The following is a 23,236-nucleotide window of genomic DNA, read 5'->3' on the forward strand; positions in this document are numbered from 1 at the left end:
CACGCTTCCGTGGCGCAGGGTCATCCCCAATCGGGGCAGGTGGCTGCAGCGGCAACGAGCGAATCCCGCGAAATGAGGCATTTGCTGACGGACTACCTGCGCACGCAGTTCGCGCCCTATCTGCAGCACCTGGACGCGGAATCACCGCATCGCAGCGAGATCACTCAGATCATTGAGAGCCGCGTCAACAAGCTGATGCAGGAGAACATTTCGTTCGAGGAACTTCGATCGGTCATGGAGAAAGGCGAGAAGATGGACCGTAACGCGTCCATCGGATCGGGCACGGTGGGCGGCGTGCCGTTTGCAGTGGCGTCGACGCTTCAAGCCGCCATTCCCGCCATTACGGGGATCGGTGCGAAAATCCCGAACCCGGTCGCCAAAGCCGCTGCTATTGGGGCGATATCGCTCGCAACGGCATCTGCAATGGATCAGGTGGGTGGCGCCTCCATCAAAAAACTTCGAGAAGATGCCTATTACCTGCACGCCCCCTCGGACAAACTTCACGAGTCGTTGAACGCCGCGTTGGCGACCATCGACACCAAAGCGAACCTGGCCATCGAAAACGCAAAAGAAGCGCAGACCTTCACTGTTCGTAATACCGCCAGGACTGTTCTTTCTCCGGTGCTCGCGAAAGTCGCTCCGGCGGCCGAACCCATTGTGGATACCGCCATTGCCATCGCAGGCGGGCTGGCCGCGGGCGCCGGTTCGGGCTACCTGGCCCACAATCGCCGTACCGAGCAGCACACCAGTGGTCCCGCGCTCCTGTTGGGGCGTCGGGATGCGGAGCCCAAGCAGGACCTCAATGACGAAACCGAATGGTTCGACACCTTCCAGGCATTGCGCGAAGCAAAAACCGCGCGTACGCCCCTTGCCAATGCAGGCGGGCGATTGGCCGACGCAGGCCGCACCTTGATAAACGATCCGTTGGGGGCGATCTCGAGAACGGCCAAAGGCACCTTCACCCCTGCCGGCGCCGCCAACGTCTCTACGTTGACCGGTGGCTTCACCGTGTTGGAGGCCAGCAAAGGTGCTGCCGTCAATGCATTGAGTAACCACCCGGCCCTGGGGTCGTTGGCCAAACACGCCATCAACACAGTCGGCGGCGCGGTGGTGTTCGGTGGCAACGCCGCGAGCGTCGCGGTTGCAGACCAACTGGTCGATGATTTGAGGTCGCGAGGCAAGACCACCGCCGAACCGGCGGCCAGTGAGACAGCGTCCGTTCGCTCGGTGCCCGAAGAGCCCGAGGAGGTCGCTGAAGAGGCCACTGGTCGGAGCAGCAGATCGTCCAGTCAGCGGTCTCAGCGGGCTGCTTCCGACGCCAGTTCGCTTCCGCGCACCAGCCTGACCAGCAACCGCATCATGAGCGCGGATAACACACCGCGTCATTCTCTCAGCGCTGCCTCCGTCAACAGTCGCACCAGCCGGGACGGCGAGCAGGCGCAGTCAACGATCGCCAGCAGATCTTCCGAAGAGGCGGTGCGGCCCGGTTCGCGTGCTTCAGCGGCACCTGCCGACATCCAGCGCCAACCTGCGGTGCAGCCTGACGAGGCCTCGGACGACGGCGCATCCAGCTACTACACCGCGACGGGAAGTGATTCCGGTGACGATGAGTCCGCCTACTTCACGCCGCCACAAACGCCGGTTTGAGCGGGCCTGACGATCGGGGGCGCGCGCGGGTCGCGGTCATTGAGGAGGGCGCTGCCGCCCCAACGCCTGGGCTTGAATCGGCCACGTTGGGCACCAGATGGGTGCCTTCCGGATGCCGAGCAAATGCCTAGATCCGGTGATGGGTCACCAGGTAGTCGACGAATAGCCGGACACGTGCCGGCATCGTCGTGCCGCCTACGAATACCGCATGAATAGGCTCCTCATCCCCAGGGTTGAAGGCCTCCAGAAGCGGCACCAGGTCGCCGTGTTGCAGGTCCTCGCTGACGGTGAACCGGCCAATGCGCGCGATGCCGGCGCCTACCCGGGCGAGCTGCGCGAGGGCTTCACCGCTGCTGCATTCGATGTTGCCGCTGACCTTGAGTGAAAACACCTTTGCATCCCGGATGAACGGCCAATTCGGTTCGGCACGCCGGAAATTGAAGCGCAGGCAATTGTGTTGAAGCAGGTCTTCAGGTGCCTGGGGAATGCCCCGGCGCCGCAGGTAGTCAGGCGAGGCCACCACGACTTGGTCGGTGCCGCCGATCCTTCTCGCAGTCAGCGGGCTGTCGGGTAGATGACCGAAGCGCACGGCCACGTCGGCCTGGCCCCCGAGGATGTCGACCACTTCGTCACCGAGCGTGAGGTCGACGACGATGTTCGGGTAGTCGGCGCTGAAGGCCGCCACCAGAGGAACGATCGCCATTCGGCCATGGCCGAGGGCGGCACTGACCCGCAATCGGCCGCGGGGTACGCCTTGCTCGGCAATGGCTGCTTCGACCTCGGCCATGTCGGCCAGGATGCGTCGGGCGCCGCGCAGGAAGGCCTCGCCCTCGGCGGTAAACGTGCTGGCCCGAGTGGTGCGCAACAGCAGGCGAGCACCGAGACGTTGTTCGGTCCGGGCGATGATCCGGCTGACGGCTGAGGGTGTCAGTCCAAGCGCGCGGGCGGCGGCAGACAGGCTGCCTTCCTGTGCCACCGCAGCGAACACGGCCATTTCCCCCGACCTTCCGCTAAGGTCCATTTGTGCTCGCTACGCAAAGGTGATTGCCAGAAATCATGGCTACTGCCTGAAATCGCCGGATTGTAGCATTGGCGGCACAGATAAGGAGCCTTCCATGCGTATCAACCCTCCGCTCGTTTCACTCGCCGTGGGCGCCTTCGGTATCGGCGTCACCGAGTTCGCCCCCATGGGCATGTTGCCGGGCATCGCTGCCGATCTCGGCGTTTCCATTCCCGCCGCAGGCTTACTGGTCAGTGCCTATGCGCTAGGCGTACTGATCGGCGCGCCGCTGATGACCCTGACCACAGGCCGGGTGCCCCGTCGTTACCTGCTGATTGGGCTCATGGCCATTTTCACCTTGGGTAATTTGATGTCGGCGCTGGCGACCGATTACTCAAGCCTCATGATCGCCAGGGTGGTCACTTCACTGAATCATGGTGCGTTCTTTGGTGTGGGCTCCGTTGTCGCCGCCAGCGTGGTCGCCCCGGAAAAACGAGCCGGGGCGGTCGCCTCCATGTTCATTGGCCTGACCGTAGCGACCATCGGCGGTGTGCCACTGGCGACCTGGTTTGCCGAACTGTTTGGCTGGCGCACCGCATTCGGGGGCATCACCTTGCTTGGGGTTATCGCGATGCTCGCTTTGTGGTGGGCGCTGCCCAATTTGCCTTTGCCGCAAAGCGGCGGCGCCCTGGCCGAAATCCGCGTACTGGGTCGCGGTCCGGTACTGGGCGCCTTGGCGCTGACGGTGGTCGGCTCCGGTGCGATGTTTACCGTCTTCACCTACATCGCGCCGATGCTCAACGCCGAGGCCCACGCGTCCACTGCTTTCATCACCGCGATGCTGGTGCTGTTCGGCGTGGGATTGACCCTGGGTAACGTGTGGGGTGGCAAAGCCGCAGACCGCTCGGTCGACCGCACCCTGATCGTCTCGCTGAGCGTGCTGATCGTCGTCTTGCTCGCCTTCACCGTGTTGATGCAGTGGCCACTTCCGGCCGCGATCGCGATCCTGATCTGGGGAATCGCCAGCTTTGCCCTGGTTCCCCCACTGCAGATGCGCGTCATGGAAGCGGCAAAAGATGCGCCCAACCTGGCTTCTGCGGTGAACATCGGTGCCTTCAATCTCGGCAACGCCATCGGTGCCGCCGTGGGTGGCGTCGTGATCGACGCCGGCCTTGGTTACCCGGCGGTTTCCCTGGCCGGAGCCGCCATGGCGGGGCTGGGGCTGTTGATGGTCCTGGCGTTTGCCTGGCGCTCCAGAGCCACGGCTGCGGCGCTGGTGTGACGGGGCGTCCCCGGCAACGGGCAGCCAGCGCCTGATGCCGTCGGGTGCTTCGCGTCAGAGATAGGGCAGCGCCGAACGGATATGCTCCCGCAGCGCGGTCACCAGGCTCGACGGCTGGCGTTGGTCAGTCTTCAACGCAATCGCGACGTTGGGTAGCACCGGCAGCCCGCTGTCAGCAGGCAGGACATGCAAATCCGCAGGCACGGCGGTCTGCGTCAGTACGGCAATGGCTTGCCCGGAACGTACCACGGCGATCAGCCCTGTTAGGCTTTGGCTGGCATAGGCCAGACGGAACGGGCGTCCGATGCCTTCCAGGCTGGTGATGGCTGCCTGATGGTCCAGCGTGTCCGGGTTGGAAAGGGCCAGTTGCAAGGGCGTCATCTGCGGTGCATCGCTGCCTCGCGCACCCACCCAGACCAGGGGTTCGTAGCGGATGACAGCATCGCTCGCAGCGTTTTGCGGCAGGGAGATGATCGCGATGTCCAGCAGATGGTCGTCCAGCCGTTCGAGCAATCGCGGGGTAGGGGCGCAGTACACCTCGACCAGGACTTGCGGATGGCGAGCGGCGAAGTCACGCAGCAGCGGTGGCAGAAAGACAGCGGCATAATCATCCGGGCATCCCAGCCGGATGTGCCCGGACAACCCTCGGCCAGACATCTCGGCGATGGCTTCATCGTGCGCCCGCAGGATCTTCTGCGCATGGGCGAGCAGTCGGTCGCCGTGCGCAGTCAGCAGAACGCCACGGCCCGTGCGCAGCAACAAGGGTTGATTGACGGTTTCCTCCAGCCGCTTGACTTGCATGCTGATGGCCGCCTGGGTCCTGCCCACGCGATCTGCCGCCCGGCTGAGCGCGCCGGTCTCGGCAATCATGACGAAGGTGCGGAGCAGGTCCAGGTCGAGGTAGGCGTTCAACGTGATGCCCTTTGAGGTATAAGTTCTGCTGAATTCAAGCATAAGAACTATTCGTTTTGGTTGAGTATTTCAAGCGCCTAGACTCCTCTCCAACGCACTGACCGCCGGGGTCCGTCTCCGGCCACCTTCTTGGAGAGACTCACGTGTCGAATAATGTGGACCCGCACTTCTGGCACAAGGCCCAGAGCCATCTGATTCGCTATGGCGGCCGGTTCGAGTCCCGGATCATCGAACGCGCCAAGGGCAGCTTCGTCTATGACGCCGACCAGCGGCCGATCCTCGATTTCACGTCCGGGCAGATGAGTTCGTTACTCGGCCATGGTCACCCGGAGATCTGCGAAGTGGTGCAAGGTCATATCCGCGACCTGGATCACCTGTTCAGCGGAATGCTGAGCCGGCCCGTGGTCGACCTGGCGCAGGCCCTGGCGCAGACACTGCCCCAGACACTCTGCAAGAGCATGTTCCTGAGCACCGGCGGTGAAGCGAACGAGGCGGCGATCAAAATGGCCAAGCTCGCGACCGGCAAATATGAGGTCGTCGGTTTCGCCCAGTCCTGGCACGGCATGACGGGCGGTGCGGCATCGGCGACGTACAGTGCAGGCCGTAAAGGCTACGGTCCGGCAGCGGTAGGGTCCTTCGCCATCCCTGCGCCATACCCTTATCGCCCCCACTTCGTAAAACAGGGTGAGATGGACTGGCAAGGCGAGTTGGACTACGCCTTCGCCCTGATCGACCGCCAATCCAGCGGCAGCCTCGCAGCGTTCATCGCTGAGCCGATCCTCAGTTCCGGTGGGTTGATCGACTTGCCCCTCGGTTATCTGGCGGCCCTCAAGCGCAAGTGCGAAGAACGCGGCATGTTGCTGATTCTCGACGAAGCGCAAACCGGTATAGGCCGGACCGGCCTGATGTATGCCTTCGAGCGGGACGGTGTGGTTCCCGACATTCTGACGTTATCGAAGACCCTCGGCGCCGGGCTGCCGCTGTCTGCGGTCATCACCAGCACGCCTATCGAAGCGTTATGTCACGAACGGGGTTTTCTGTTCTACACCACCCACGTGTCCGATCCTCTGCCCGCCGCTGTGGGCCTCAAAGTGTTGGAAATCGTCCAAAGAGACGGTCTCGTGGCGCGGGCGAAAACGGCAGGCGCGTATCTGGAAAAAGGGCTGCGTGGGCTGCAGGAGCGTTTCGACTGCATAGGCGACGTGCGGGGGCGCGGTCTGTTGCTGGGGATGGAAATTGTCGCCGATCGCCAAAGCAAACTGCCCGCTCCCGAACTGGGTGCTGCGATCACTCGGGAGTGCATGAACCTGGGCCTGAGCATGAACATCGTGCAGTTGCCTGGCATGGGCGGCGTCTTCCGCATCGCTCCGCCATTGACGGTCAGTGACAGCGAAATCGATCTTGGCCTGGAGCTATTGGGCAAGGCGATCGCCAAAGCGCTGTGATGAAGGGCTCGATGAAGCGAGCTTATGGGGGAGGCAGAAAGCTCGGGTCTTGGCTGAAAATCTCGTCGTAGAGCCTGGCGACCGCTGGCGTCAGGTTCACCCGTGAGGGCGTCAAAAAGTCCTCGTGGGGCGCGAGTCGCTTCACGTACATCACCTCGAAGACACGTCGAATCACACTGGGCTGCAGCTCTTCGCGATCAAAGCCAGGCAGGATGCCTGAGGCGATGTAGCCCGCCCGTTCCAATGCTCGTTGCATGTAGGGCGCGTGGGTAGTCGCTATGCCGTAGATCAACCCGGCGCCCATTTGTTGGCCCATTTGGGTGCCCAGTTCTTGAGCGGCGACCGCCAGATTCGAGTGGCGATGGGCCGCTGAAACGGCGCCGAGCCGACCGAAGATGATGTCGGGGCCGTCCACCTTCTCCCACGCTGCGATGGCGACGATCTCACCTGCGTGTCGGACAACGACCACGAGGAACGGCGTATTGCTTCGGTCGCTCCCCAGCACGTCCTTAACGTAAAACCCGGGGTCGAGGAATGACTTGGCCGACCCGACCGTGATCGACGGCAACCAGGTGTTGAAAAACTCAATGGCGGTAGCGATTTCGGCGGGGCTTAGCAGATCCCATGCATAACCCTCGGGCAGTGGGGTGAAGACGCGGATTTCGTTGATGGAAGGCCACTTCATCGTCGTCGGTTTCCTGTGGGTTATTCGACTTTTCCAGCACGCGATACGGTTGGCGCGGGATGAAACACCTGCCGGGCATCCAACCTTCATAAGGCGAACCTACTAGAAGGTAGGGCGGTGATGCAACCTTATTCTGGGACGCGGCCAGGCGCTTCAGATTGGGTTGGCCACTGTCGCCTGGATAAAACGATCGACCTCCTGATTCAGTTCTTCGTCTTCCGGGGCCATGTCGAACCCACCGTGCGGCATGGCCTCGAAGACGTGCAACTCGGCGGCCACGCCCGCCTGACGGAGCCGTCGATGCATGCGGACCGTGTTGGACAGAAACAGGTCCCGCGTACCGGCTTGCAGGAAACTCGGTGGCCAGCCATGGAGGTCGGCAAAAAGCGGGGACAGATAGGGATGGGAAAGGTCTGCGCCATTGGCGTAGAGAAGGTTACACGCCATCAGTGAATCCGGCAGCCGCACGTCAATGAGACGGTTGACCGCGAAGCTGTCGCCTGACTCGGTCAGGTCGACCTCAGGCGATAGCAGCACCAAACCGTCCGGCAGCCGCAGCCCCGCGTCACGGGCACGCGCAACCAGCGCTGCGGCGAGGTTGCCTCCTGCGGATTGGCCCCCGACGATGATTCGACTGTAACGTGGCAGAAGGTACTCATACGTCGCCAGACAATCGTCCAGTGCCGCCGGGTAAGGGTGGTCGGGCGGCATTCGGTAGTCGATGGCGTAGCAGCGAATCTGATGGCGATCGGCGAGGATGCGTCCGGTCTCGCGGCATGCCTTTCCGCCGCCGCTGATCAGCGCACCGCCATGAAGATACAGGTAAGCCGCTGGAGATGATGAACTCGCCGCTGGCGTTGCGATATGCACCGTCGCCGGCCCGATCCGCACCGTTTCGACCGTTGAGTGCAGGTCGGTGGCACGGGCATCGACCCTTGCGTCATATTGGGCATCGATGGCCCGTTGCAGCGCCCGCCATGCATCATGGTCCGTCAGGTCGGGCAAGACATGCCCTGCGTTATAGGGCACGCCCTCTGGGCTCACCAGCCGAGTCAGTGCTGCGCGCGCTTCGTTGCTGACCGACGCGGGGAAGGGCACCCGGCGTGCCGGCAGTTGCAATCCTTCTGGCTGTTTCGAACCGTTCATCGGCTGCTCCTGAGGATGGATCGGAGGAATTGAAAGCCTGCTAAAGGAAAACAGGCATTGTGAAGGAAATAATGCTAAAACGCTGGGCTGATGGCGTAGTGGAGGGCGCATTCCGGTCCCTCGAGCAGGCATCGAAAGGAATTTAAAACAATGAGTAGCCTTGTCGCTCAAGACTTTGATCGTTGGTGGAACACGAGCGGACCGTGGGTAGAAGAGCCCAATGTGCGCCGTAGCGGGACGAGCGGGGTTCAGCGGGTGGTCCATGATGGATCGATCGTTTATGTAAAACGGCAGACGGGACATACGTTCCGAAGCCTGCGTTATCCGTTCGGGCGCCCCACCGTGATGCGCGAAGGCGCCGCGCTGGACAGGCTGCAGGCGTTGGGCGTCAAGGCCCCACAGCCAATTTTCTATGGCGCTCGCAAAGTGTCCGGGACTTGGCAAGGGCTTCTGGTGACGCGCAATCTCGAAGGCTTCACGGACCTCGATTCATGGTTTGCCGATGACGCCCAGGCGGATTTGTCGCCGGAAGATCACCTGACGCTGCTGAACAACCTTGCCGTACTGCTCGCCAGGCTTCACCGCGGACGTCAGCAGCACGGGTGCATGCGGTCCAAGCACATTTTCATCAACGCCGATGCAGCCAAGCAAGACGTTCGCTTCGACCTGGCGTTGTTGGATCTCGAAAAGTCCCGCCCTAGAAATTCAGTGATGCGGGCGGCGCGGCATGACGTGACGCAACTGCGCCGGCACTCCTATTGGAGCGACGCACAATGGAGTTTCTTTCTGGAGCAGTATCAGAAGGCGTTAGGCCGCGGGGTCGCTTTCGCCTAGCGAGCAAGGTCAGGGAAGCGCGGACTCAGAGATAGAAGACACCTGAGTCGCATCGCCCCCCTGCGTCGTCGTTCACCTCCCGTGGTTCTAGATGGCGATACCGTTACGTTCCCCATCCGCCCATGTCAGGGCTCTCGACGCTTTGTCTCCGGCCTCAATGCGGGCCGGAAACAAGGCTCTGACTTCACACCTGACCCATACCGCCGTCGATGCACAGTTCCGAACCTGCGATGTAGCTGCTCTCGTCGCTGGCCAGGAAGAGTGTCGCCGCAGCGACTTCTTCCGGCCTGCCGAGGCGCCGGAGCGGGATGAGGTCGGTCAGCGACCTTCTGACGTCCTCGGACGCGCCGGCGAACATGGGCGTGTCGATCGGCCCCGGGCTGACCACGTTGACCCTGATGCCCCGTTCGGCCAGCTCGCGTGTCCAGGTTCGAGCGTATGCCCGCAATGCAGCCTTACTGGCGCCATAGACGCCATAGCCTGCCGTGCCGATGAAACCGGCAATCGACCCGATCAATACTACGCTGGCGCCTTGCGGCATCAGCGGTAGCAGGCTTTTCAGAATGAACAGTGGCGCTCGCACGTTGGTATCGAACGTCTTGTCGAAATGCGCCGCGGACGTTTCCGAAAGCAGGGAGTGCTCGGAAATTCCGGCGCTCAGCACAAGAATGTCCAACCGCCCCGCGTGCTGTTCGATGGCCTGAAGGATCAACGCCAAGTCCTGTTCGTGGGTGACATCGGCGTGGATGCCTTGGGCGCGTTCACCGAGTTCGGCCAGCGCGTTGTTCAGTGAGTCCGGATTGCGGCCGGTGATGAAAACGGTGGCACCTTCCTCGACGAAGCGCTTGGCAGTTGCCAGTCCGATACCGCTGTTGCCGCCAGTGACCAAGGCCACTTTTCCCTCTAGTTTTGTCATGGGTAATCCTCCAGTGTGGGCTGAGGATTACGATATATTTCGTATACTTGGTGTCAATTACGCACTTTCAGGAGCCTAGGTATACCCATGGAAACCACACTCACCCCACCCCCTGAACAGGTGTTCGCCGACGTATTGGCGACGCGTCCGGTTCTTGATCAGATCGCGAACAAGTGGTCGGTGCTGATCCTGACGGTGATTTGCACCCGCCCGTCGCGTTTCAATGCCATCAAGCGACGGCTGGGCGGCATCACCCACAAGGCGTTGACCGAAGCGCTGCGACGGCTGGAACGAAACGGGCTGGTGACGAGAACAGTGATCACGTCATCGCCGATCGCGGTGGAGTATGCGATTACGCCGCTGGGCTGTTCACTCCAGAAGCCGTTTTCAGCGCTGTTCGAATGGGCAGTGGAGTATCAGTCGGCCGTCGAGCAGGCGCAGCGCGCATTCGACACGCTGAAAGCCGCTCGCGAAGAGGTGATCGAAACCTCGTAATCGCCCGTCTTCCCTGGCCGCCGGTACGCTGCTCAACCCCTGGGGCCGGAGGCTGGGTAAGTTTCCGTGAGGTCGAAATGGAAAGGTGCCGCCGTCCAGTATTCGAGAAGGAAGTCCTGCTCCTGGTGAACGACCAGACGCGTCATGCCCAACCGTTGGTGCAATCGTCGATGAACTGCCCCTCCTGTCTGCGGGCACCCGTCGATGGGGTGTAGCCAGTGGCACGCCAGCACGCCACCTTCTGGTGTCAGGCTGGCGCGGGTCTGGTCAATGACGGCGTCCCATTGATCGGTGGACAGGTAATAGCCAATCTCACCGAGCACGATCAGGTCGAAGGCGCCTGGCGGCCAATCCCGCGGTAGCGTGGCCTGCTCGACACGGGCATGGGGAAATTCGTTCAATCGCTCCCTGGCCAGGCTCACGGCTTTCGCATTGACGTCCTGGCAGAGCAAGTGCCTTGCCCGTTGCGCAAGGAGCCCGCTCAGCTCGCCATTGGCGCAGGCGGGCTCGAAGATTCGGTCGTAGCGCTGGCGGGGCAGCGTGGCCATGATCAAGGCGCGCTTGCGGTGCTCGTACCAGCGTGTGCGAAAGGACCAAGGGTCATCGCTATCCGTGAAGAGTTGGTCGAAATAGGCTTCATTCACCGTCATGGGAGCACCTGCTCAAAAACACCAGTTCGAAGGGCTGTAGCAGCCGTTGCAAGGTGGCTTCGGTCAAGACAGCCGGTTGTGTGCCCTGCGGAGTCAACTGGGTGACGTGGGCGGCGATGGCGGCGTGCTTGCTCTGCAGGGTGGGCGGGTCCAGCGCAATCTTGCGCGCGTGCGCCCAGGGGAGCCGTTCATCTTCCGGATCAGCCCAGTGCCAGGCCCAGACCGGCACCTCGATCAACGGCAGACCTCGTTCTGACGCTACCCGCGCGCATGCCTGGCCTGTGGCGTCGTGGTCGCAATGCCCATCATGACGCCACGTCGTGAGCACGGCATCCCCAGGCTGCAACACGGCGCGCAGGTGCTGCTCCAGCCGATCGATTCGGGAAGCGGCCGCGCTGTCCGGAAGGCCCAGCCGATGCCACACGACTCGCTCGCTGTCCAACCCCAGACGATCCAACGCGAGGCGGCTCTCCTCGGGACGTTGCCGCCGCAGGGCTTCCGGCGTCCACTCCAGCGATTCGGGGTGACTGGCTTCGCCATCGGTGACCGCGATCATCACCAGGCGCGCCTCGTCACCCGCCATCGCCCGAAGCAGGGCGCTGCAACCGAGAATTTCATCGTCTGGGTGCGGCGCTACCACCACCAGGCGTTCGAAGTTGTTGCGCAGCGTGAGCGCCTCGATCCAGGGCGTACGGGCCACAGCGCCGGAGTGCCGCCATGCGGCGAGGGGCGTGCCTGGCCCTTGGATCGGGTTCTCTTCAAAGGTCACAGCATCCATGAGGCGTCACTCCCCGCCGCGGCCCATTGCCCCAGTTGTGCAAGATCGCGCTCCGCATGGCTCTGCCGCATGAAGACCGGCAGGTCCGCTGCCAGCCGAGCGAAATGGCCGTTGCGGCAGAACGGCGCGGCGCCCAGCGCTCGGCCCACATGGTCCGTCACTTGGTGAACGGCGTACTCGACCTGGGCCCGTGCCTGGAACGCCTGACGTGATGCGTCGGCATGTGGATTGGCATCGATCCATGCAGCGCTGGCGCGTAGCAGCTCGCGAGCGCCGGCCAGTGCAGCGTCCACTGCGCCCAGGTGCGCCAGGGCGTGAGGGTCAACGTGGGATGACTGGCAGCGCCGATGCAGGTGACCCGCCAGGCCCAACGCCGCTCCGTACCAGCAGGCCGCGATGCCGATGCCGCCGTGCCAGAAGCCGGGGCGATTGACGTATTGTCTCGGTTCGCCCACGAGCACGGCAGGGTAATCGGTCAGTTCGAGGTCGACGGTTTGCGTAGCGGCCATGCCGACGGCCTGCCATTGGTCGACGATGGCTTTTCCTTCGTGACGGTCAAGGTCAATCGCCGCCAGACGGGGCTGTTGAGCGTCGTCCCATACGGTGAGTAGCGCATGGTCCACCTGCCGCGCGCCGGAGCACCAGGCCTTACGTCCGCTCAGGCGCAGCACGTGGCCGTGTTGGGCGGTAATCCGCACCCGGGCGTCAGGCGGTTCTGCCGCCCAGACCGCCCAAAGCCCCTTCGTTTGGGGTACGTCCGCCTGGCATTCATGGAGAATGGCCAGCGCGTCGGTGTGCGATTCGTAGAGCTTGGCCAGGCACAGGTCGGCGGCTGCCACCTGAGCCAGTCGCTGCCAACGCTCCAGCGTGGCGCCGGCGCCGGGGAAGGGCAACCGGTCGAGTGAAGCCGAATGCAGCGCGCGCAACACCTCGGCAATTTGCATGGCAGAGTGATCGCGGGTGTCAGCCTCAGCCACAGGCCGAAGCAGCGTTTCGAGCGCCGACGGGTCGAGGGAGGTCATGCCGCACCTCCCTCCAGGCCGCCAGCGAGCGTCTGCAGATAGCTTCCGAATCCTCCGTGTGCTTTGAAGTCCATGCGCGCGCTGGTGCGCACGCGAACCGACCGGCTCCAGGCGATGTTGGCGCCGAGCGCTTGAAGCGCCTGGACCAGATGAACGTCTTCGTGACAGGGCATGGCCGGAAAACCGCCCGCCAGCACATAGGCTGCGCGCGTCACGCCCAGATTCGCGCCATGGATGTGCCGATGATCGTCGCGGTCCGAATAGGCCGCTTCGTAGCGCTGGCGCACGTCCGTGCTGTATTCGCTCCAATCGTCTACGTCGACGACACCACAGACCGCGTCCGCCTGATGGGCCAGTTGGGCAGCCAGCCAGTCGAACGGCACGGTGCTGTCGGCGTCGGTGCACGCCAGCCACCGCGCGTCGGCGTCGATCAGGATCTGGGCCCCTGCGGCCCGTGCGGCGCCCACGTTGCCCGCACTCACTTCGACGACTTCGACCGGGTAGCGCCGAGCGATGGCCAGAGAGTCGTCGGAGCAACTGTCCAGCACCACGACAATTTTCACAGGCTCCCCAGCCAGGGTGGGATGCGCGGCGGCCGTCAGGACACTGAGCAAGCACGCCTCCAGGTAGCGTTCTTCGTTGTGAGCCGGGATGACAACACCAATCATGGCTGAGCCTCGTGGCGGAATGTGGGGTCAAGAACACACCGGTTACCCGGTGTTTGATCGCTTTCGTGCACCCGCGCAGGCAACTTCGAGATGCCGCTTGGCTGTCCAAGCGGCAGTGCCGGGCATGCGTTTGTCAGGTTGCGAAAAGCGCGGTTCATGGGTTCGGTACATGGGTTTGGTTCAAGGGGTAGGGCACAGCGTGGGAGTGCATCTGCATTTGAATCGTTCCGCCTTTTTGCATGATCGGCGCGCTGCGAACGTTTCATCGAGCAGTGGATGAATGAGTGCGAACTCCTGGCCGGCTCGCCAAGTCCACCCATAACGCATGCACGTTGCGTGTGACCTTACACAAGGAGAACGACATGACCGATTACCCCAAACCGCCTTTCAAGGCTCAACAGCAGCCGGTACCAGGCGACCAGGGCAGAATGGAGCCCTATCCGGATTGTGGCGAGAACCGTTACAAGGGGTCCGGTCGGCTGGCGAACAAGATTGCGCTGATCACCGGGGCTGACAGCGGGATTGGCCGCGCCGTGGCCATTGCATTTGCCCGCGAAGGCGCGGACGTCGCGATCTCGTACCTGGACGAGCACGAGGACGCCAAGGAAACCGCACGCTGGGTCGAAGAGGCGGGGCGGCAATGTGTTCTGATTCCGGGCGACCTCGCGGACAAGGCCCATTGCTCCGATGTGGTCCAGAAAACCGTCGATGCATTTGGGCGCATCGATGTGCTGGTGAACAACGCCGCGTTCCAGATGAGCCACGAAACCATCGAAGAAATCACCGATGAAGAATGGGTCAAGACCTTCGATATCAACATCACGGCAATGTTTCGCCTGTGCAAGGCCGCGTTGCCGCACATGGCAGCGGGCAGTTCGATCATCAACACCAGTTCGGTCAATTCCGACACGCCCAAACCCACGCTTTTGCCGTATGCCACCACCAAGGGCGCTATCGCCAACTTCACTGCCGGCCTGGCGCAGATGCTCGGGCCGCGGGGCATTCGGGTCAACAGCGTCGCGCCTGGGCCGATCTGGACGCCATTGATCGTATCGACCATGCCCACCGAGGAAGTGGAGCATTTCGGCGAGACCACCCCGCTGGGGCGTCCGGGCCAGCCCGTGGAAGTGGCGCCGATTTACGTCCTGCTGGCCTCGGATGAGGGCAGCTACATCTCCGGTTCGCGGTACGCGGTGACGGGCGGCAAGCCGATTCTCTAATCGAGGGATTCGGGCCCTGCGCGCGGCTGCATGGAGGATGCGGTCGCGCGCCTTGGGCGTTGCCGAAGCTCAGTTGCAAAGACGTGAGCCTTTACCCAGCCTCAGCCGAGTTGGCGTTCAGCACGCTTTTCAACTTGCCCAGTAACTCGGGGATCTGGAAGGGCTTGGTGATCAGGTCCATTCGGTCGCCGAGAAAGGCCTGACGATTCAACGCGTTTTCGGCGTAACCGGTCATGAACAATACGGGTACATCAGGACGCTGGTGTCTCATTGCATCGGCCAATTCGCGCCCGTTCATACGCGGCAGGCCGACGTCGGTCAGCAGCAGGTCGACGGAAGGGTCCCGGCCCAGGATATCCAGCGCCGTTTCGACATCCGCCGCCGCGCTGCAACGGTAGCCCGCATCGGTCAGCACCTCGGTCACGAACATGCGCACCGAGTCGGTGTCTTCAACGACCAGAATGTGTTCGCCGGTGCCAGCCGAGGCGGGTTCCGCAGGAGGCTGCTCCGCGACGGATTGCTGCTCGGCGGCAGGCAGCATCAGCGTCACTTCGGTGCCCTGTGACAAGACGCTGCGCAGCCTGACATCCCCACCGGATTGTCGGGCGAAACCGTAGATGGTCGACAAGCCCAGCCCAGTGCCCTGACCGACAGGCTTTGTGGTGTAGAAGGGGTCGAACACTTTGTCGATTACAAGGGGATCGATACCCACGCCATCGTCCTTAACCGTCAGGGCGATGTAGGGGCCGTCGGCGAGTTGGAGATCTCCCCGCATACAGGTTTCGAATGTACTGATGCGAATGGTGCCGCCATCGGGCAGCGCATCCCGTGCATTGATGACGAGGTTGAGAATCGCACTTTCCAACTGACCGGTGTCGACCATCGCAATCGCGTTGCGTGAGGTCAGTTCCAGCGACAGGCTGATGCGCTCGCCAATGGTACGGCTCAGCAGGTCTTCCAGCGAGCGCACGCGCGCGTTGACGTCGCAAGGTTGGGCATCGAGCGGTTGCTGGCGGGCGAACGCCAACAGGCGAAGCGTGAGGCTCGCTGCACTTTTGGCCGATGACAGCGCGGCTTCGGCATAGGTGAGCAATTTCTGCGGCTGTGCATCCAGCGTGCGCTTCTTGATCAGTTCCAGGCCTGTGATGATGCCGGTCAGCAAGTTGTTGAAGTCATGCGCAATGCCGCCGGTCAACTTGCCGATGGCGTCCATCTTCTGTGCCTGCAGCAGCCGTTCTTCCGTTTTGGCGCGTTCGGCGACTTCAAGGGCCAGTTGATGATTGACCGTCTTGAGTGCTTGCTGATGGGACTGCTCGCGCAGGTGGTGCTCGGTCACGTCTTCAATGAACACCAGGCTCGCGCCGCTGGCGCGGTAAGGCGAAACGCGCCACTCCGTTTCGCGCAGGTCACCCCTGACCCAGAGGCTCAAGGTGCCTTGCCAGCGCTCGCCTGTGTTGATCGCTTCGCGCAGGCCTGTCAGTTGCAGCGCCTGCCCATCGCGGAACAGCGGTGTCATCGGCTGGCCGGGAGGTGAATCATCCAACAGACGGGCGAACGCCTGATTGCATTCGTGAACACTGAGGTCGCCGCCCATTACCGCGATCGGCGCGGCAACGTTGGCGAAGATTTCGCGGAAGCGGTCCTCGCTTTCGCGCAGCGCGCTTTCCGTGTCGCGCACCCTCAACAAGGTGCGGATCGTGGCCAGCAACACGTCTGGGTCCACCGGGTGGACGAGGTAGGCATCGGCACCGGCTTCCAGGCCCGTGACGATGTCCCCGGACTGAATCGAAGCCGCCGAGACATGGACGACAGGCAGCAGCGCCGTGCGAGGCACCGAGCGTAGGAGGCGCACGATATCGAAGCCGCTCATGTCCGGCAGGTTGACATCGAGGATCAGCGCGTCGGGCAGGTCGGCCGCGATCAGCGCCAACCCTTCCGATCCGGTCCCGACGTCGGCGACGGTGAAGCCGTGCCGTTCCATCCGACGGCGCAGGGCGTAGCGGGTCGCGACGTTGTCGTCGACGATGAGCAGACGCGCGTTTCTATGCATTTGCCTGCTCCTGCGCCAACGCCAAGGGGATGATCACGTAAAACGTCGAACCCTGGCCAGGCTGGCTGGTCAGGCCCACGCGGCCGCCCAACAGCTCGGCAAAACGCTTGCACAGCGACAAGCCCAGGCCGGTGCCCCGTAACCGCTTCTGCAGCGGTGAGTCGACTTGAACGAAATCTTCGAACAAGGTTTCGTGAAGTTCTTCGGGAATGCCGATGCCGGTGTCGCTCACGGCGAAACGGACTTCACGGTCATTCTCCAGCCCGGCCGAGATGCGCACCTCGCCACGTTGGGTAAACTTGAGTGAGTTGGAAATGAAGTTGCGCAGTATCTGCGCCAGCTTCTTGTCGTCCGTGTACAGCTGCGGCAAGCCGGCGGGCTCTTCGAAAATCAGGTCGACGGCCGAGGTGTCGACGATGGGGCGGAACATGCCCCGCAGCGCCGAAAACAGATCCAGCATGTCGAACCAAGCGGGCGAGATGGAGATGCGGCCGGCTTCGATCTTGGCCAGGTCCAGCAGGTCGTTGACCATATCGCTCAGCTCTTGCGCGGAGGTGCTGATGTACGTGACCTGTTTGTGTTGCTCCGGGCTCAGCGGGCCATCCAGCTCATCGGTCAGCAGGCTGGCGATGCTCAGAATCGAGCCCAGCGGGGTGCGGAACTCATGGCTCATGTAAGACAGGAAGCGGCTTTTCAGGTCGGAAGCTTCGCGCAGTTGTTCCGCCTGGTTGTCCAGTTCGGCATACAACGCCAGAACGCCCTGATTGGTCTCGTCCAGTTCGGCACGCAGCGCGTCCGCTTCGGCGCGCAAACGCACGACTTCGTCCGACGCCCCGCCTGTTTCTTGGGTGTCAGGTCCTGTCATGGGAGCTCTCCAGTGCGATGACCAGTACGGTCACGTCGTCCTTGCCCCGACAATAGTCGCGGTGCAGCACGGCAGCGATGATGGCCGGGTGGCGAAACGTCAGGCCGGGGTAGTCACGCAAATTCCAGCGTGACTGCAGGCCGTCGCTGTAGAGGATCAGCAACTGTCCACCACAGTCAGGATAGGCCACCGAGGCGACCCGTCGATATTGCAGGCCGACGATGCCCGGATGCGATGGCAGGCCCCGGGGCCGTTCACCGCCGACCAGCAGGGCGCCGATGTTGCCGATGCCGTTGAAGCGCAACTGGCGGTGCTCACCGTCGTAATGAGCCACTGCCACGGCCCCGCCGCGGGTGCCACGCATGGCGTGGTGCATGTCGTCCAGCAGGCTGGCGGGTTCGTCGGTGGGGTGACGCAGGAAAGCGCTGGCGCCTGCCCGCGCCGCTTGTTCGGCCGCAGGACCATGGCCCAGGCCATCGATGACCAGCGCCACGCATTTCTCGTCACGAATGCAGACCGCCCAGAGGTCGCCGCAGACCGGGTCGTCGTGGAGCGAATGTTGACTGACGCCGTAGCGAAGGTCCTCGATGGCCGAGTTGCGCGGGTAAAAGCGCGCCAGCACGACCGAGCCTCGGGCGTCCGTGTGCACGTCGAATACCTGGGCCTGGCGCAGCGCGGCACCGAGCCCGATGCCCTGCGTGCCTCGAGTCGAAAAACCATCAGGCAGGCACCGCGCCGGATCGAAGCCCGGGCCACGGTCCACCGCGAGCACTTCGACCCCCTCAGAGGGGCCGGGCAGGACGCGCAGATGAATGGTGCCATGGACGGCATGCTTGAGAATGTTGCTGGCCAGCTCAGTCACCACCAGGCCGACCCGGCCGACGTCGACGGTGTCGAAGCCCTGGCTCTCGGCCAGCTTCTGCGCAGTTCGCCGTGCGTGTCCGATCTGACTGTCGTCTTCGATACGCAAGACCTGGGTCAGGCTTCCATTGAGCGTCAGGTCCATTTTCCGATCATCACTCGCGTGCCTTTGCCCGGCGCCGTGTCCAGTTCGAAATCGTCCACCAGGCGTTTTGCGCCGGTCAGGCCCAGGCCCAGACCCTTGCCCGATGACCAACCATCGGTCATCGCCATTTTGATGTCCGGAATGCCGGGCCCCTCGTCACGAAATGTCAGGCGCAGGCCGTTGCGGCCGGCGTCTTCGAGGACTTCCCAATCCATGGCGCCACCGCCGCCGTAGACGATGGTGTTGCGCGCGAGCTCCGACACGGCGGTGACCAGCTTGGTCTGGTCGATCAGGCGCATGCCGCTGTCCTGAGCCAGCTTGCGGACGAACTGGCGAGCCAGCACGACATCCTGTTCGATGCGAATCTCTTGGGTGCCGCTGCTCTGTACGGTCATTGGAGGTATGCCCGCTCGCGGAGCAAGGCCATGCCACGATCGACATTCAGCGCGGTGCTGACACCAGGCAGGGTCATGCCCAGTTCGACGAGGGTGATCGCCACTGCCGGTTGCATCCCCACTAGTACGGTCTCTGCATCCATGATGCGGGACAGCCCGGAAATCATGCCGATCATTCGGCCAATGAACGAATCCACCATGTCCAGCGCCGAAATGTCGATCAGCACGCCGCGCGCGGAGGTCTTGCTGATCCGTTCCGAGAGGTCATCCTGCAATGTCATCGCCAATTGGTCGTGCATGTCGACCTGAATGGTGACCAGCAGGAAGTCCCCCATTTGTAGAATCGGTATCCGTTCCATGGGTTATACCGACGACTTGGCGACGGCCAGGCCCAGGCGACGCAAGGCCAGGCCGAGCGCATCGGCAAGGTTGGCCTTGGTCACCACGCCTTGCAAATCGAGCCCGAGGTGCACGATGGTCTGGGCGATCTGTGGGCGCACGCCACTGATGATGCAATCGGCACCCATCAGTCGGATGGCGGTCACGGTCTTGAGCAGGTGCTGCGCAACCAGGGTGTCCACGGTGGGCACGCCGGTAATGTCGATGATCGCGATCTGCGAGCCAGTGTCGACAATGCGCTGAAGCAACGATTCCATGACCATCTGGGTGCGCTGGGAATCGAGCGTGCCGATCATGGGCAGGGCCAGGACGCCATCCCACAGCTTGACCACCGGCGTTGAAAGCTCCAACAGTTCTTCTTGCTGTCGTTTGATGACGGCCTCGCGGGATTTCTGGAAGGTGCGGATGGTGTGCAAGGCCAGCAAGTCCAGCAGTTGGGAGATTTCCCAGAGCTGCTCGGCCAGCACCTCGGGTTGGTCACGGTACTCCGCTTGCAGGATGGAGAACAGCGGGCCTTTCAAGGCAAAAATGAACTGAGCGGTCTGCTCGGAATCCTGTCCGGCCAGGGCTCTCTGACTGGAAAGCTTTTCCAGGAAAAGCCGGGTGTCGTTCCATTCGCTGGCGCTGATCGTTTGCGAAGCGCCACCTGTCAGCGCAGACACAACGAGTTGCAGGAATTCGGCGATTTGCTGACGTACGTCTTCCGCTTTGAGGTTACGCGTGGAGCCACTGGCCTCGAGCGCCGCCCACCAGTTTTCCGACAACTGCTGTTCGGAGCGGGCGATAGCGTTCAGGGTGTTTTGATGCAGTGCTGCCATGTAGATGACTCCTGGGGAGGCGGGAAGCCTTTTTAGTCATTGAGAGAGCTTGGCGTCGGCCATAGGTTCAATAAATCCGGATAACACGGGGATGTTCGGCTCACGCGATTCGACCTGCACTCTGCCGCCTTCAAGGTAAGGAAGCGACGCACCGAAATACGCCTCGCGAGGGATGATGTCAAGATAGCAGCTCACGCGGCAGGTGGCGTGACAGCCGTGTATCGATAATTCCTGCAACGATGCCACGCATCCGCCAGTCGAAAAGGGAATTCATTACTCGATCAGGTTCCATGACGGATGACCTTTATAGTCTGGTTTGCCATGCTCGGCGCTGTGCTGTTGCTGCTCGCGCTGTCCTCTTCCTACCTGCGCTGGATTCCGGTCACGTCTTCTGTCGTGTGCCTGTGCCTTGGCATGGGGCTTGGCACGACCGGCCTGGGCCTGTTGCGCCTCGATATCGGTCAGGCCAGCCATTGGATGGAGCACCTCACCGAAGTCGCAGTGTTGTTTTCGCTGTTTTTCACCGGACTGAAACTGCGCCTTCCTTTACAGAACCGCAGGTGGTGGGCCGCCAGTTGGCTCGCGGGGCCGGTCATGGTGATCTGTATCGGCGGCGTCAGCGTGCTGCTGCACATGGGCCTAGGCCTGGGGTGGGGCCTGTCGGTGCTGATCGGGGCCATGCTCGCGCCCACCGACCCTGTGCTGGCGACGCTGGTGCAGGTCATGGACGCGCAGGATTCCGACTCGGTGCGCTTCAGCCTCTCCGGCGAGGCCGGTCTGAATGACGGCGTGGCGTTTCCTTTCGTGCTGCTGGGCCTGCTGCTGCTGGGAAACCCACAAGGCGATTGGCTGAGCGACTGGCTGCTGCGGGACGTGCTGTGGTCGGTCTCGGCGGGGTTGCTGTGTGGCTATTGGCTGGGGCGCGGCCTTGGAAAACTCACCCTATACCTGCGTCTGCAACATGACGACAGTACCGTATCACCCAACGATTATCTGGCGCTGGCGTTGATCGCCATCGCCTACGTCGTCGCCGAGGCATTGCATGGCTATGGCTTCCTGGCAGTGTTCGCCGCAGGGGTGGGGTTGCGTCAGACCGAAGTGCAGACGTCGTCCGACCCTCAGGAACCCGCTGCCGAGCACTTGGTGCAACCGGTGGTCGGCCACCAACATCTGGCCCCCGAACATGCGGTCAAGGGCGATATCGGGTCGCTCGGTACGTCGCAGGTCGCCGCCGGAATCATGTTAGGTGACATGCTGGCGTTCGGCAGCCTGGTCGAACGCGCGCTGGAGGTGTTTCTGGTGACCCTGCTCGGCGTCGTGGTGCTGGAGCATTGGGACATCCGGGCGCTATGGGTGGCGGCCGCGTTGTTTCTGTTTCTGCGACCGGTCAGCAGCGTCTTGATGCCTTCCCAAGGGGTGTTGAATCTCCGGCAGAGAAGTCTGCTCGGCTGGTTTGGCATCAGGGGCGTGGGCAGCCTCTACTATCTGTTCTATTCGCTCAATCATGGGCTGGGCGCAGGCGATGCGGCGCTGGGCACGAACTTGGTGCTGTCTGTGGTGGCCTTGAGTATCGTGATCCATGGCATCAGCGTGCAGCCTTTGCTGAATCGCTATGAGGCCTGGAAAAACTGGCGTCGAGAGTGAAGCGCAGGGCTGTCTGACGCGCTCGGCCCCTTCAAAGCGAATCCGAGGGGCCGGGGCACGTCGTCATCAATGATGGCTGATGACGGCGCGTTGATCGTCAGCACCGCCGGCCAGGTGGTTACTGACGTGGCGGCCCAGCACCAGCACGGTCACCAGGCCACAGCCTACCAGCGCCGTGGCCAGGCTCATCAGCACCGAACTGCCCATCTGATCGACGATCTGGCCGCCGAAGAATGAACCCACTGCGATGATCACTTGAAACATGGCGACGAACAGGGGCATGCCGCGTTCGACATCCTGCGGCGCGACCACGAACATCCAGATGCTGGCGCACGCTGGGAAGGCACCAAAGGCAAAGCCCCAGAGCGCAATCAGCATCGCTGCCCCCGTCAGCTGAGTGGCGAAGTACGGGAACAGGACGGTGCTGATGCCGATCATCAGGCCCACCAGCAGCAACGTATGGCGCACACTGCGATTGGCGGCGAAGCCTGCGAACAGATTGCCGAACACCCCAGCCACCCCGTAGAGCAGCAGCAACGAGCCAATGGTGGGCCCGTCGAACCCGGCGTTGTGCTTGAAGAACGGCGCGACGTAGGTGTAGGCAGCGAAATGCGCCAGGCCGATCAGCAACACGGCGATCAACCCCACGCGCGCTTGCGGATTGATGAACAGCGCGGGCAGGTCGCTGATGCGAATGGCCTTGTCGGGGTTGAGGCGTGGCAACAGGAAGAGCTGCGCTAACAACACCGGTATGCCCACCAGCGCGGTCACCAGAAAGGTCATGCGCCAGCCCATCAGCTCACTCAGCCAAGTGCCGACTGGCACCCCCAGCACCGTGGCGAGGGTCACGCCGACCATGATGATCGAGGTCGCCTGCGCGACGCTGACGCCCCGCGGTGCCAATCGCCCGCTCAGGGCAATGGCCGTCGCCCAGAACCCGCCGATGCTGATACCCAGCAGCACGCGCCCGAACAACAGCAGGTTGAAATCGCTGGCCCAAGACACTGTCAGGTTGGCGACGATCATGATCAGCGTCAGGCCGATCAGCAGAAAACGCCGGTCCAGTGCCCCGATGCCCACTGACAACAGGGGCGCGGCGAGGGCGGCCATGATGCCGGGCAGGGTCACCATCAAACCGGCATGGCCGGCGCTGATGCCCAGATCCCGGGCCACATCGTTGAGTACCCCGACAGGAAGAAATTCACTGGTCACCAGCGCAAAGGCGCCGACGGCCACGGAAAGGATGGCTAACCACTGCTGTTTGACGTTTTGCTGATCATGGTCGGGACGGCCTTGGGAGGCCTGGCTGGCGCTTGGCATGGGCATGGTTCCAAGTGGGAGATGGGGCCTGAAAGCAGG

At 62.7% G+C, this 23,236-nt stretch carries 23 protein-coding genes; 7 read left to right on the forward strand and 16 right to left on the reverse strand.

Annotated features, from left to right (window positions below):
* Positions 1–72 precede the first annotated feature (72 nt).
* Positions 73–1,647: a hypothetical protein gene (locus tag N5D61_RS21085; protein WP_279894100.1), complete on the forward strand. Its 1,575-nt coding sequence runs from the start codon at positions 73–75 to the stop codon at positions 1,645–1,647.
* Positions 1,648–1,774: 127 nt separating this feature from the next.
* Here the strand turns inward: N5D61_RS21085 and N5D61_RS21090 are convergent, their stop codons facing one another.
* Positions 1,775–2,668, reverse strand: a complete 894-nt coding sequence (locus N5D61_RS21090; RefSeq protein WP_279894101.1) for a LysR family transcriptional regulator — start codon at positions 2,666–2,668, stop codon at positions 1,775–1,777.
* A 94-nt stretch (positions 2,669–2,762) separates the two neighbouring features.
* On the opposite strand from N5D61_RS21090, the gene N5D61_RS21095 reads away from it, so the two are divergent.
* The gene (locus N5D61_RS21095; RefSeq protein ID WP_279894102.1) at positions 2,763–3,929 is read left to right on the forward strand and encodes an MFS transporter; all 1,167 of its coding nucleotides are present in this window, start codon (positions 2,763–2,765) and stop codon (positions 3,927–3,929) included.
* Between the two features lie 54 nt (positions 3,930–3,983).
* Here N5D61_RS21095 and N5D61_RS21100 read toward each other — a convergent pair whose 3' ends face one another.
* Positions 3,984–4,883, reverse strand: a complete 900-nt coding sequence (locus N5D61_RS21100) for a LysR substrate-binding domain-containing protein (protein WP_279894103.1) — start codon at positions 4,881–4,883, stop codon at positions 3,984–3,986.
* A 101-nt stretch (positions 4,884–4,984) separates the two neighbouring features.
* Here N5D61_RS21100 and N5D61_RS21105 point away from each other — a divergent pair, with 101 nt between their 5' ends.
* Positions 4,985–6,286: an aspartate aminotransferase family protein gene (locus N5D61_RS21105; protein WP_279894104.1), complete on the forward strand. Its 1,302-nt coding sequence runs from the start codon at positions 4,985–4,987 to the stop codon at positions 6,284–6,286.
* 22 nt (positions 6,287–6,308) lie between these two features.
* On the opposite strand, the gene N5D61_RS21110 is transcribed toward N5D61_RS21105, so the two are convergent.
* A complete protein-coding gene (locus N5D61_RS21110; protein ID WP_279894105.1) occupies positions 6,309–6,971 on the reverse strand; it encodes a hypothetical protein in 663 nt (220 codons plus the stop codon).
* Between the two features lie 153 nt (positions 6,972–7,124).
* A complete protein-coding gene (locus N5D61_RS21115) occupies positions 7,125–8,117 on the reverse strand; it encodes an alpha/beta hydrolase (RefSeq protein ID WP_279894107.1) in 993 nt (330 codons plus the stop codon).
* A gap of 150 nt (positions 8,118–8,267) precedes the next feature.
* Between N5D61_RS21115 and N5D61_RS21120 the strand changes: the two genes are divergently transcribed.
* Positions 8,268–8,951, forward strand: a complete 684-nt coding sequence (locus tag N5D61_RS21120; RefSeq protein WP_108238845.1) for a lipopolysaccharide kinase InaA family protein — start codon at positions 8,268–8,270, stop codon at positions 8,949–8,951.
* A 184-nt stretch (positions 8,952–9,135) separates the two neighbouring features.
* On the opposite strand, the gene N5D61_RS21125 is transcribed toward N5D61_RS21120, so the two are convergent.
* Positions 9,136–9,867, reverse strand: coding sequence for an SDR family oxidoreductase (locus N5D61_RS21125; protein WP_279894109.1), 732 nt, complete (start codon positions 9,865–9,867; stop codon positions 9,136–9,138).
* A gap of 87 nt (positions 9,868–9,954) precedes the next feature.
* On the opposite strand from N5D61_RS21125, the gene N5D61_RS21130 reads away from it, so the two are divergent.
* On the forward strand, positions 9,955–10,362 hold the full coding sequence (locus N5D61_RS21130; protein WP_108238843.1) for a helix-turn-helix domain-containing protein: 408 nt from the start codon (positions 9,955–9,957) through the stop codon (positions 10,360–10,362).
* Positions 10,363–10,394: 32 nt separating this feature from the next.
* Here the strand turns inward: N5D61_RS21130 and N5D61_RS21135 are convergent, their stop codons facing one another.
* Genes N5D61_RS21135 through N5D61_RS21150 form a run of 4 tightly spaced genes read right to left on the reverse strand, consistent with a single transcriptional unit; the run spans position 10,395 to position 13,480 of the window.
* Entirely contained in the window at positions 10,395–11,012 is a 618-nt protein-coding gene (locus N5D61_RS21135; protein WP_279894110.1) for an SAM-dependent methyltransferase, read from the reverse strand.
* The gene (locus tag N5D61_RS21140; protein WP_279894111.1) at positions 10,999–11,790 is read right to left on the reverse strand and encodes a PIG-L family deacetylase; all 792 of its coding nucleotides are present in this window, start codon (positions 11,788–11,790) and stop codon (positions 10,999–11,001) included. The genes N5D61_RS21135 and N5D61_RS21140 overlap by 14 nt, the downstream gene beginning before the upstream one ends.
* Positions 11,778–12,812, reverse strand: a complete 1,035-nt coding sequence (locus N5D61_RS21145; protein WP_279894112.1) for an acyl-CoA/acyl-ACP dehydrogenase — start codon at positions 12,810–12,812, stop codon at positions 11,778–11,780. The genes N5D61_RS21140 and N5D61_RS21145 overlap by 13 nt, the downstream gene beginning before the upstream one ends.
* Positions 12,809–13,480 carry a glycosyltransferase gene (locus tag N5D61_RS21150; RefSeq protein WP_279894113.1) on the reverse strand — a complete coding sequence of 224 codons (672 nt, stop codon included), beginning with the start codon at positions 13,478–13,480 and terminating at the stop codon, positions 12,809–12,811. Before N5D61_RS21150 ends, N5D61_RS21145 begins: the two co-directional genes overlap by 4 nt.
* A gap of 362 nt (positions 13,481–13,842) precedes the next feature.
* Between N5D61_RS21150 and N5D61_RS21155 the strand changes: the two genes are divergently transcribed.
* Positions 13,843–14,700: an SDR family oxidoreductase gene (locus tag N5D61_RS21155; RefSeq protein WP_279894114.1), complete on the forward strand. Its 858-nt coding sequence runs from the start codon at positions 13,843–13,845 to the stop codon at positions 14,698–14,700.
* 91 nt (positions 14,701–14,791) lie between these two features.
* Here N5D61_RS21155 and N5D61_RS21160 read toward each other — a convergent pair whose 3' ends face one another.
* The 6 genes from N5D61_RS21160 to N5D61_RS21185 are packed head-to-tail and all read right to left on the reverse strand — an operon-like array spanning position 14,792 to position 20,233.
* Positions 14,792–16,750, reverse strand: coding sequence for a response regulator (locus N5D61_RS21160; RefSeq protein WP_108238837.1), 1,959 nt, complete (start codon positions 16,748–16,750; stop codon positions 14,792–14,794).
* On the reverse strand, positions 16,743–17,615 hold the full coding sequence (locus tag N5D61_RS21165; protein ID WP_108238836.1) for an ATP-binding protein: 873 nt from the start codon (positions 17,613–17,615) through the stop codon (positions 16,743–16,745). The genes N5D61_RS21160 and N5D61_RS21165 overlap by 8 nt, the downstream gene beginning before the upstream one ends.
* Positions 17,602–18,615, reverse strand: coding sequence for an ATP-binding protein/SpoIIE family protein phosphatase (locus N5D61_RS21170; protein WP_279894170.1), 1,014 nt, complete (start codon positions 18,613–18,615; stop codon positions 17,602–17,604). The genes N5D61_RS21165 and N5D61_RS21170 overlap by 14 nt, the downstream gene beginning before the upstream one ends.
* The gene (locus tag N5D61_RS21175; RefSeq protein WP_108238835.1) at positions 18,612–19,016 is read right to left on the reverse strand and encodes an anti-sigma regulatory factor; all 405 of its coding nucleotides are present in this window, start codon (positions 19,014–19,016) and stop codon (positions 18,612–18,614) included. The genes N5D61_RS21170 and N5D61_RS21175 overlap by 4 nt, the downstream gene beginning before the upstream one ends.
* Entirely contained in the window at positions 19,013–19,375 is a 363-nt protein-coding gene (locus N5D61_RS21180) for an STAS domain-containing protein (RefSeq protein ID WP_279894115.1), read from the reverse strand. The genes N5D61_RS21175 and N5D61_RS21180 overlap by 4 nt, the downstream gene beginning before the upstream one ends.
* A 3-nt stretch (positions 19,376–19,378) precedes the next feature.
* Positions 19,379–20,233, reverse strand: a complete 855-nt coding sequence (locus N5D61_RS21185) for an STAS domain-containing protein (RefSeq protein ID WP_108238833.1) — start codon at positions 20,231–20,233, stop codon at positions 19,379–19,381.
* A 297-nt stretch (positions 20,234–20,530) separates the two neighbouring features.
* On the opposite strand from N5D61_RS21185, the gene N5D61_RS21190 reads away from it, so the two are divergent.
* Positions 20,531–21,877, forward strand: a complete 1,347-nt coding sequence (locus tag N5D61_RS21190) for a cation:proton antiporter (protein ID WP_279894116.1) — start codon at positions 20,531–20,533, stop codon at positions 21,875–21,877.
* A gap of 66 nt (positions 21,878–21,943) precedes the next feature.
* On the opposite strand, the gene N5D61_RS21195 is transcribed toward N5D61_RS21190, so the two are convergent.
* Positions 21,944–23,197, reverse strand: coding sequence for an MFS transporter (locus tag N5D61_RS21195; protein ID WP_279894117.1), 1,254 nt, complete (start codon positions 23,195–23,197; stop codon positions 21,944–21,946).
* Positions 23,198–23,236: the final 39 nt, after the last annotated feature.

It is taken from the genome of Pseudomonas sp. GD03842 (assembly GCF_029841165.1).
In the GTDB taxonomy this organism is placed as follows: domain Bacteria; phylum Pseudomonadota; class Gammaproteobacteria; order Pseudomonadales; family Pseudomonadaceae; genus Aquipseudomonas.

Excerpts from the sequence above, each read along its gene's own strand:
- N5D61_RS21145 (WP_279894112.1), bottom strand. The coding sequence starts at position 12,812 with ATGACCTCCCTCGACCCGTCGGCGCTCGAAACGCTGCTTCGGCCTGTG.
- N5D61_RS21175 (WP_108238835.1), bottom strand. The coding sequence starts at position 19,016 with ATGACCGTACAGAGCAGCGGCACCCAAGAGATTCGCATCGAACAGGAT.
- N5D61_RS21195 (WP_279894117.1), bottom strand. The coding sequence starts at position 23,197 with ATGCCAAGCGCCAGCCAGGCCTCCCAAGGCCGTCCCGACCATGATCAG.
- N5D61_RS21125 (WP_279894109.1), bottom strand. The coding sequence starts at position 9,867 with ATGACAAAACTAGAGGGAAAAGTGGCCTTGGTCACTGGCGGCAACAGC.
- N5D61_RS21085 (WP_279894100.1), top strand. The coding sequence starts at position 73 with ATGAGGCATTTGCTGACGGACTACCTGCGCACGCAGTTCGCGCCCTAT.
- N5D61_RS21090 (WP_279894101.1), bottom strand. The coding sequence starts at position 2,668 with ATGGACCTTAGCGGAAGGTCGGGGGAAATGGCCGTGTTCGCTGCGGTG.
- N5D61_RS21165 (WP_108238836.1), bottom strand. The coding sequence starts at position 17,615 with ATGACAGGACCTGACACCCAAGAAACAGGCGGGGCGTCGGACGAAGTC.
- N5D61_RS21185 (WP_108238833.1), bottom strand. The coding sequence starts at position 20,233 with ATGGCAGCACTGCATCAAAACACCCTGAACGCTATCGCCCGCTCCGAA.
- N5D61_RS21110 (WP_279894105.1), bottom strand. The coding sequence starts at position 6,971 with ATGAAGTGGCCTTCCATCAACGAAATCCGCGTCTTCACCCCACTGCCC.
- N5D61_RS21140 (WP_279894111.1), bottom strand. The coding sequence starts at position 11,790 with ATGGATGCTGTGACCTTTGAAGAGAACCCGATCCAAGGGCCAGGCACG.
- N5D61_RS21180 (WP_279894115.1), bottom strand. The coding sequence starts at position 19,375 with ATGGAACGGATACCGATTCTACAAATGGGGGACTTCCTGCTGGTCACC.
- N5D61_RS21120 (WP_108238845.1), top strand. The coding sequence starts at position 8,268 with ATGAGTAGCCTTGTCGCTCAAGACTTTGATCGTTGGTGGAACACGAGC.
- N5D61_RS21115 (WP_279894107.1), bottom strand. The coding sequence starts at position 8,117 with ATGAACGGTTCGAAACAGCCAGAAGGATTGCAACTGCCGGCACGCCGG.
- N5D61_RS21155 (WP_279894114.1), top strand. The coding sequence starts at position 13,843 with ATGACCGATTACCCCAAACCGCCTTTCAAGGCTCAACAGCAGCCGGTA.
- N5D61_RS21100 (WP_279894103.1), bottom strand. The coding sequence starts at position 4,883 with ATGCTTGAATTCAGCAGAACTTATACCTCAAAGGGCATCACGTTGAAC.
- N5D61_RS21150 (WP_279894113.1), bottom strand. The coding sequence starts at position 13,480 with ATGATTGGTGTTGTCATCCCGGCTCACAACGAAGAACGCTACCTGGAG.
- N5D61_RS21135 (WP_279894110.1), bottom strand. The coding sequence starts at position 11,012 with ATGACGGTGAATGAAGCCTATTTCGACCAACTCTTCACGGATAGCGAT.
- N5D61_RS21190 (WP_279894116.1), top strand. The coding sequence starts at position 20,531 with ATGACCTTTATAGTCTGGTTTGCCATGCTCGGCGCTGTGCTGTTGCTG.
- N5D61_RS21095 (WP_279894102.1), top strand. The coding sequence starts at position 2,763 with ATGCGTATCAACCCTCCGCTCGTTTCACTCGCCGTGGGCGCCTTCGGT.
- N5D61_RS21130 (WP_108238843.1), top strand. The coding sequence starts at position 9,955 with ATGGAAACCACACTCACCCCACCCCCTGAACAGGTGTTCGCCGACGTA.
- N5D61_RS21160 (WP_108238837.1), bottom strand. The coding sequence starts at position 16,750 with ATGCATAGAAACGCGCGTCTGCTCATCGTCGACGACAACGTCGCGACC.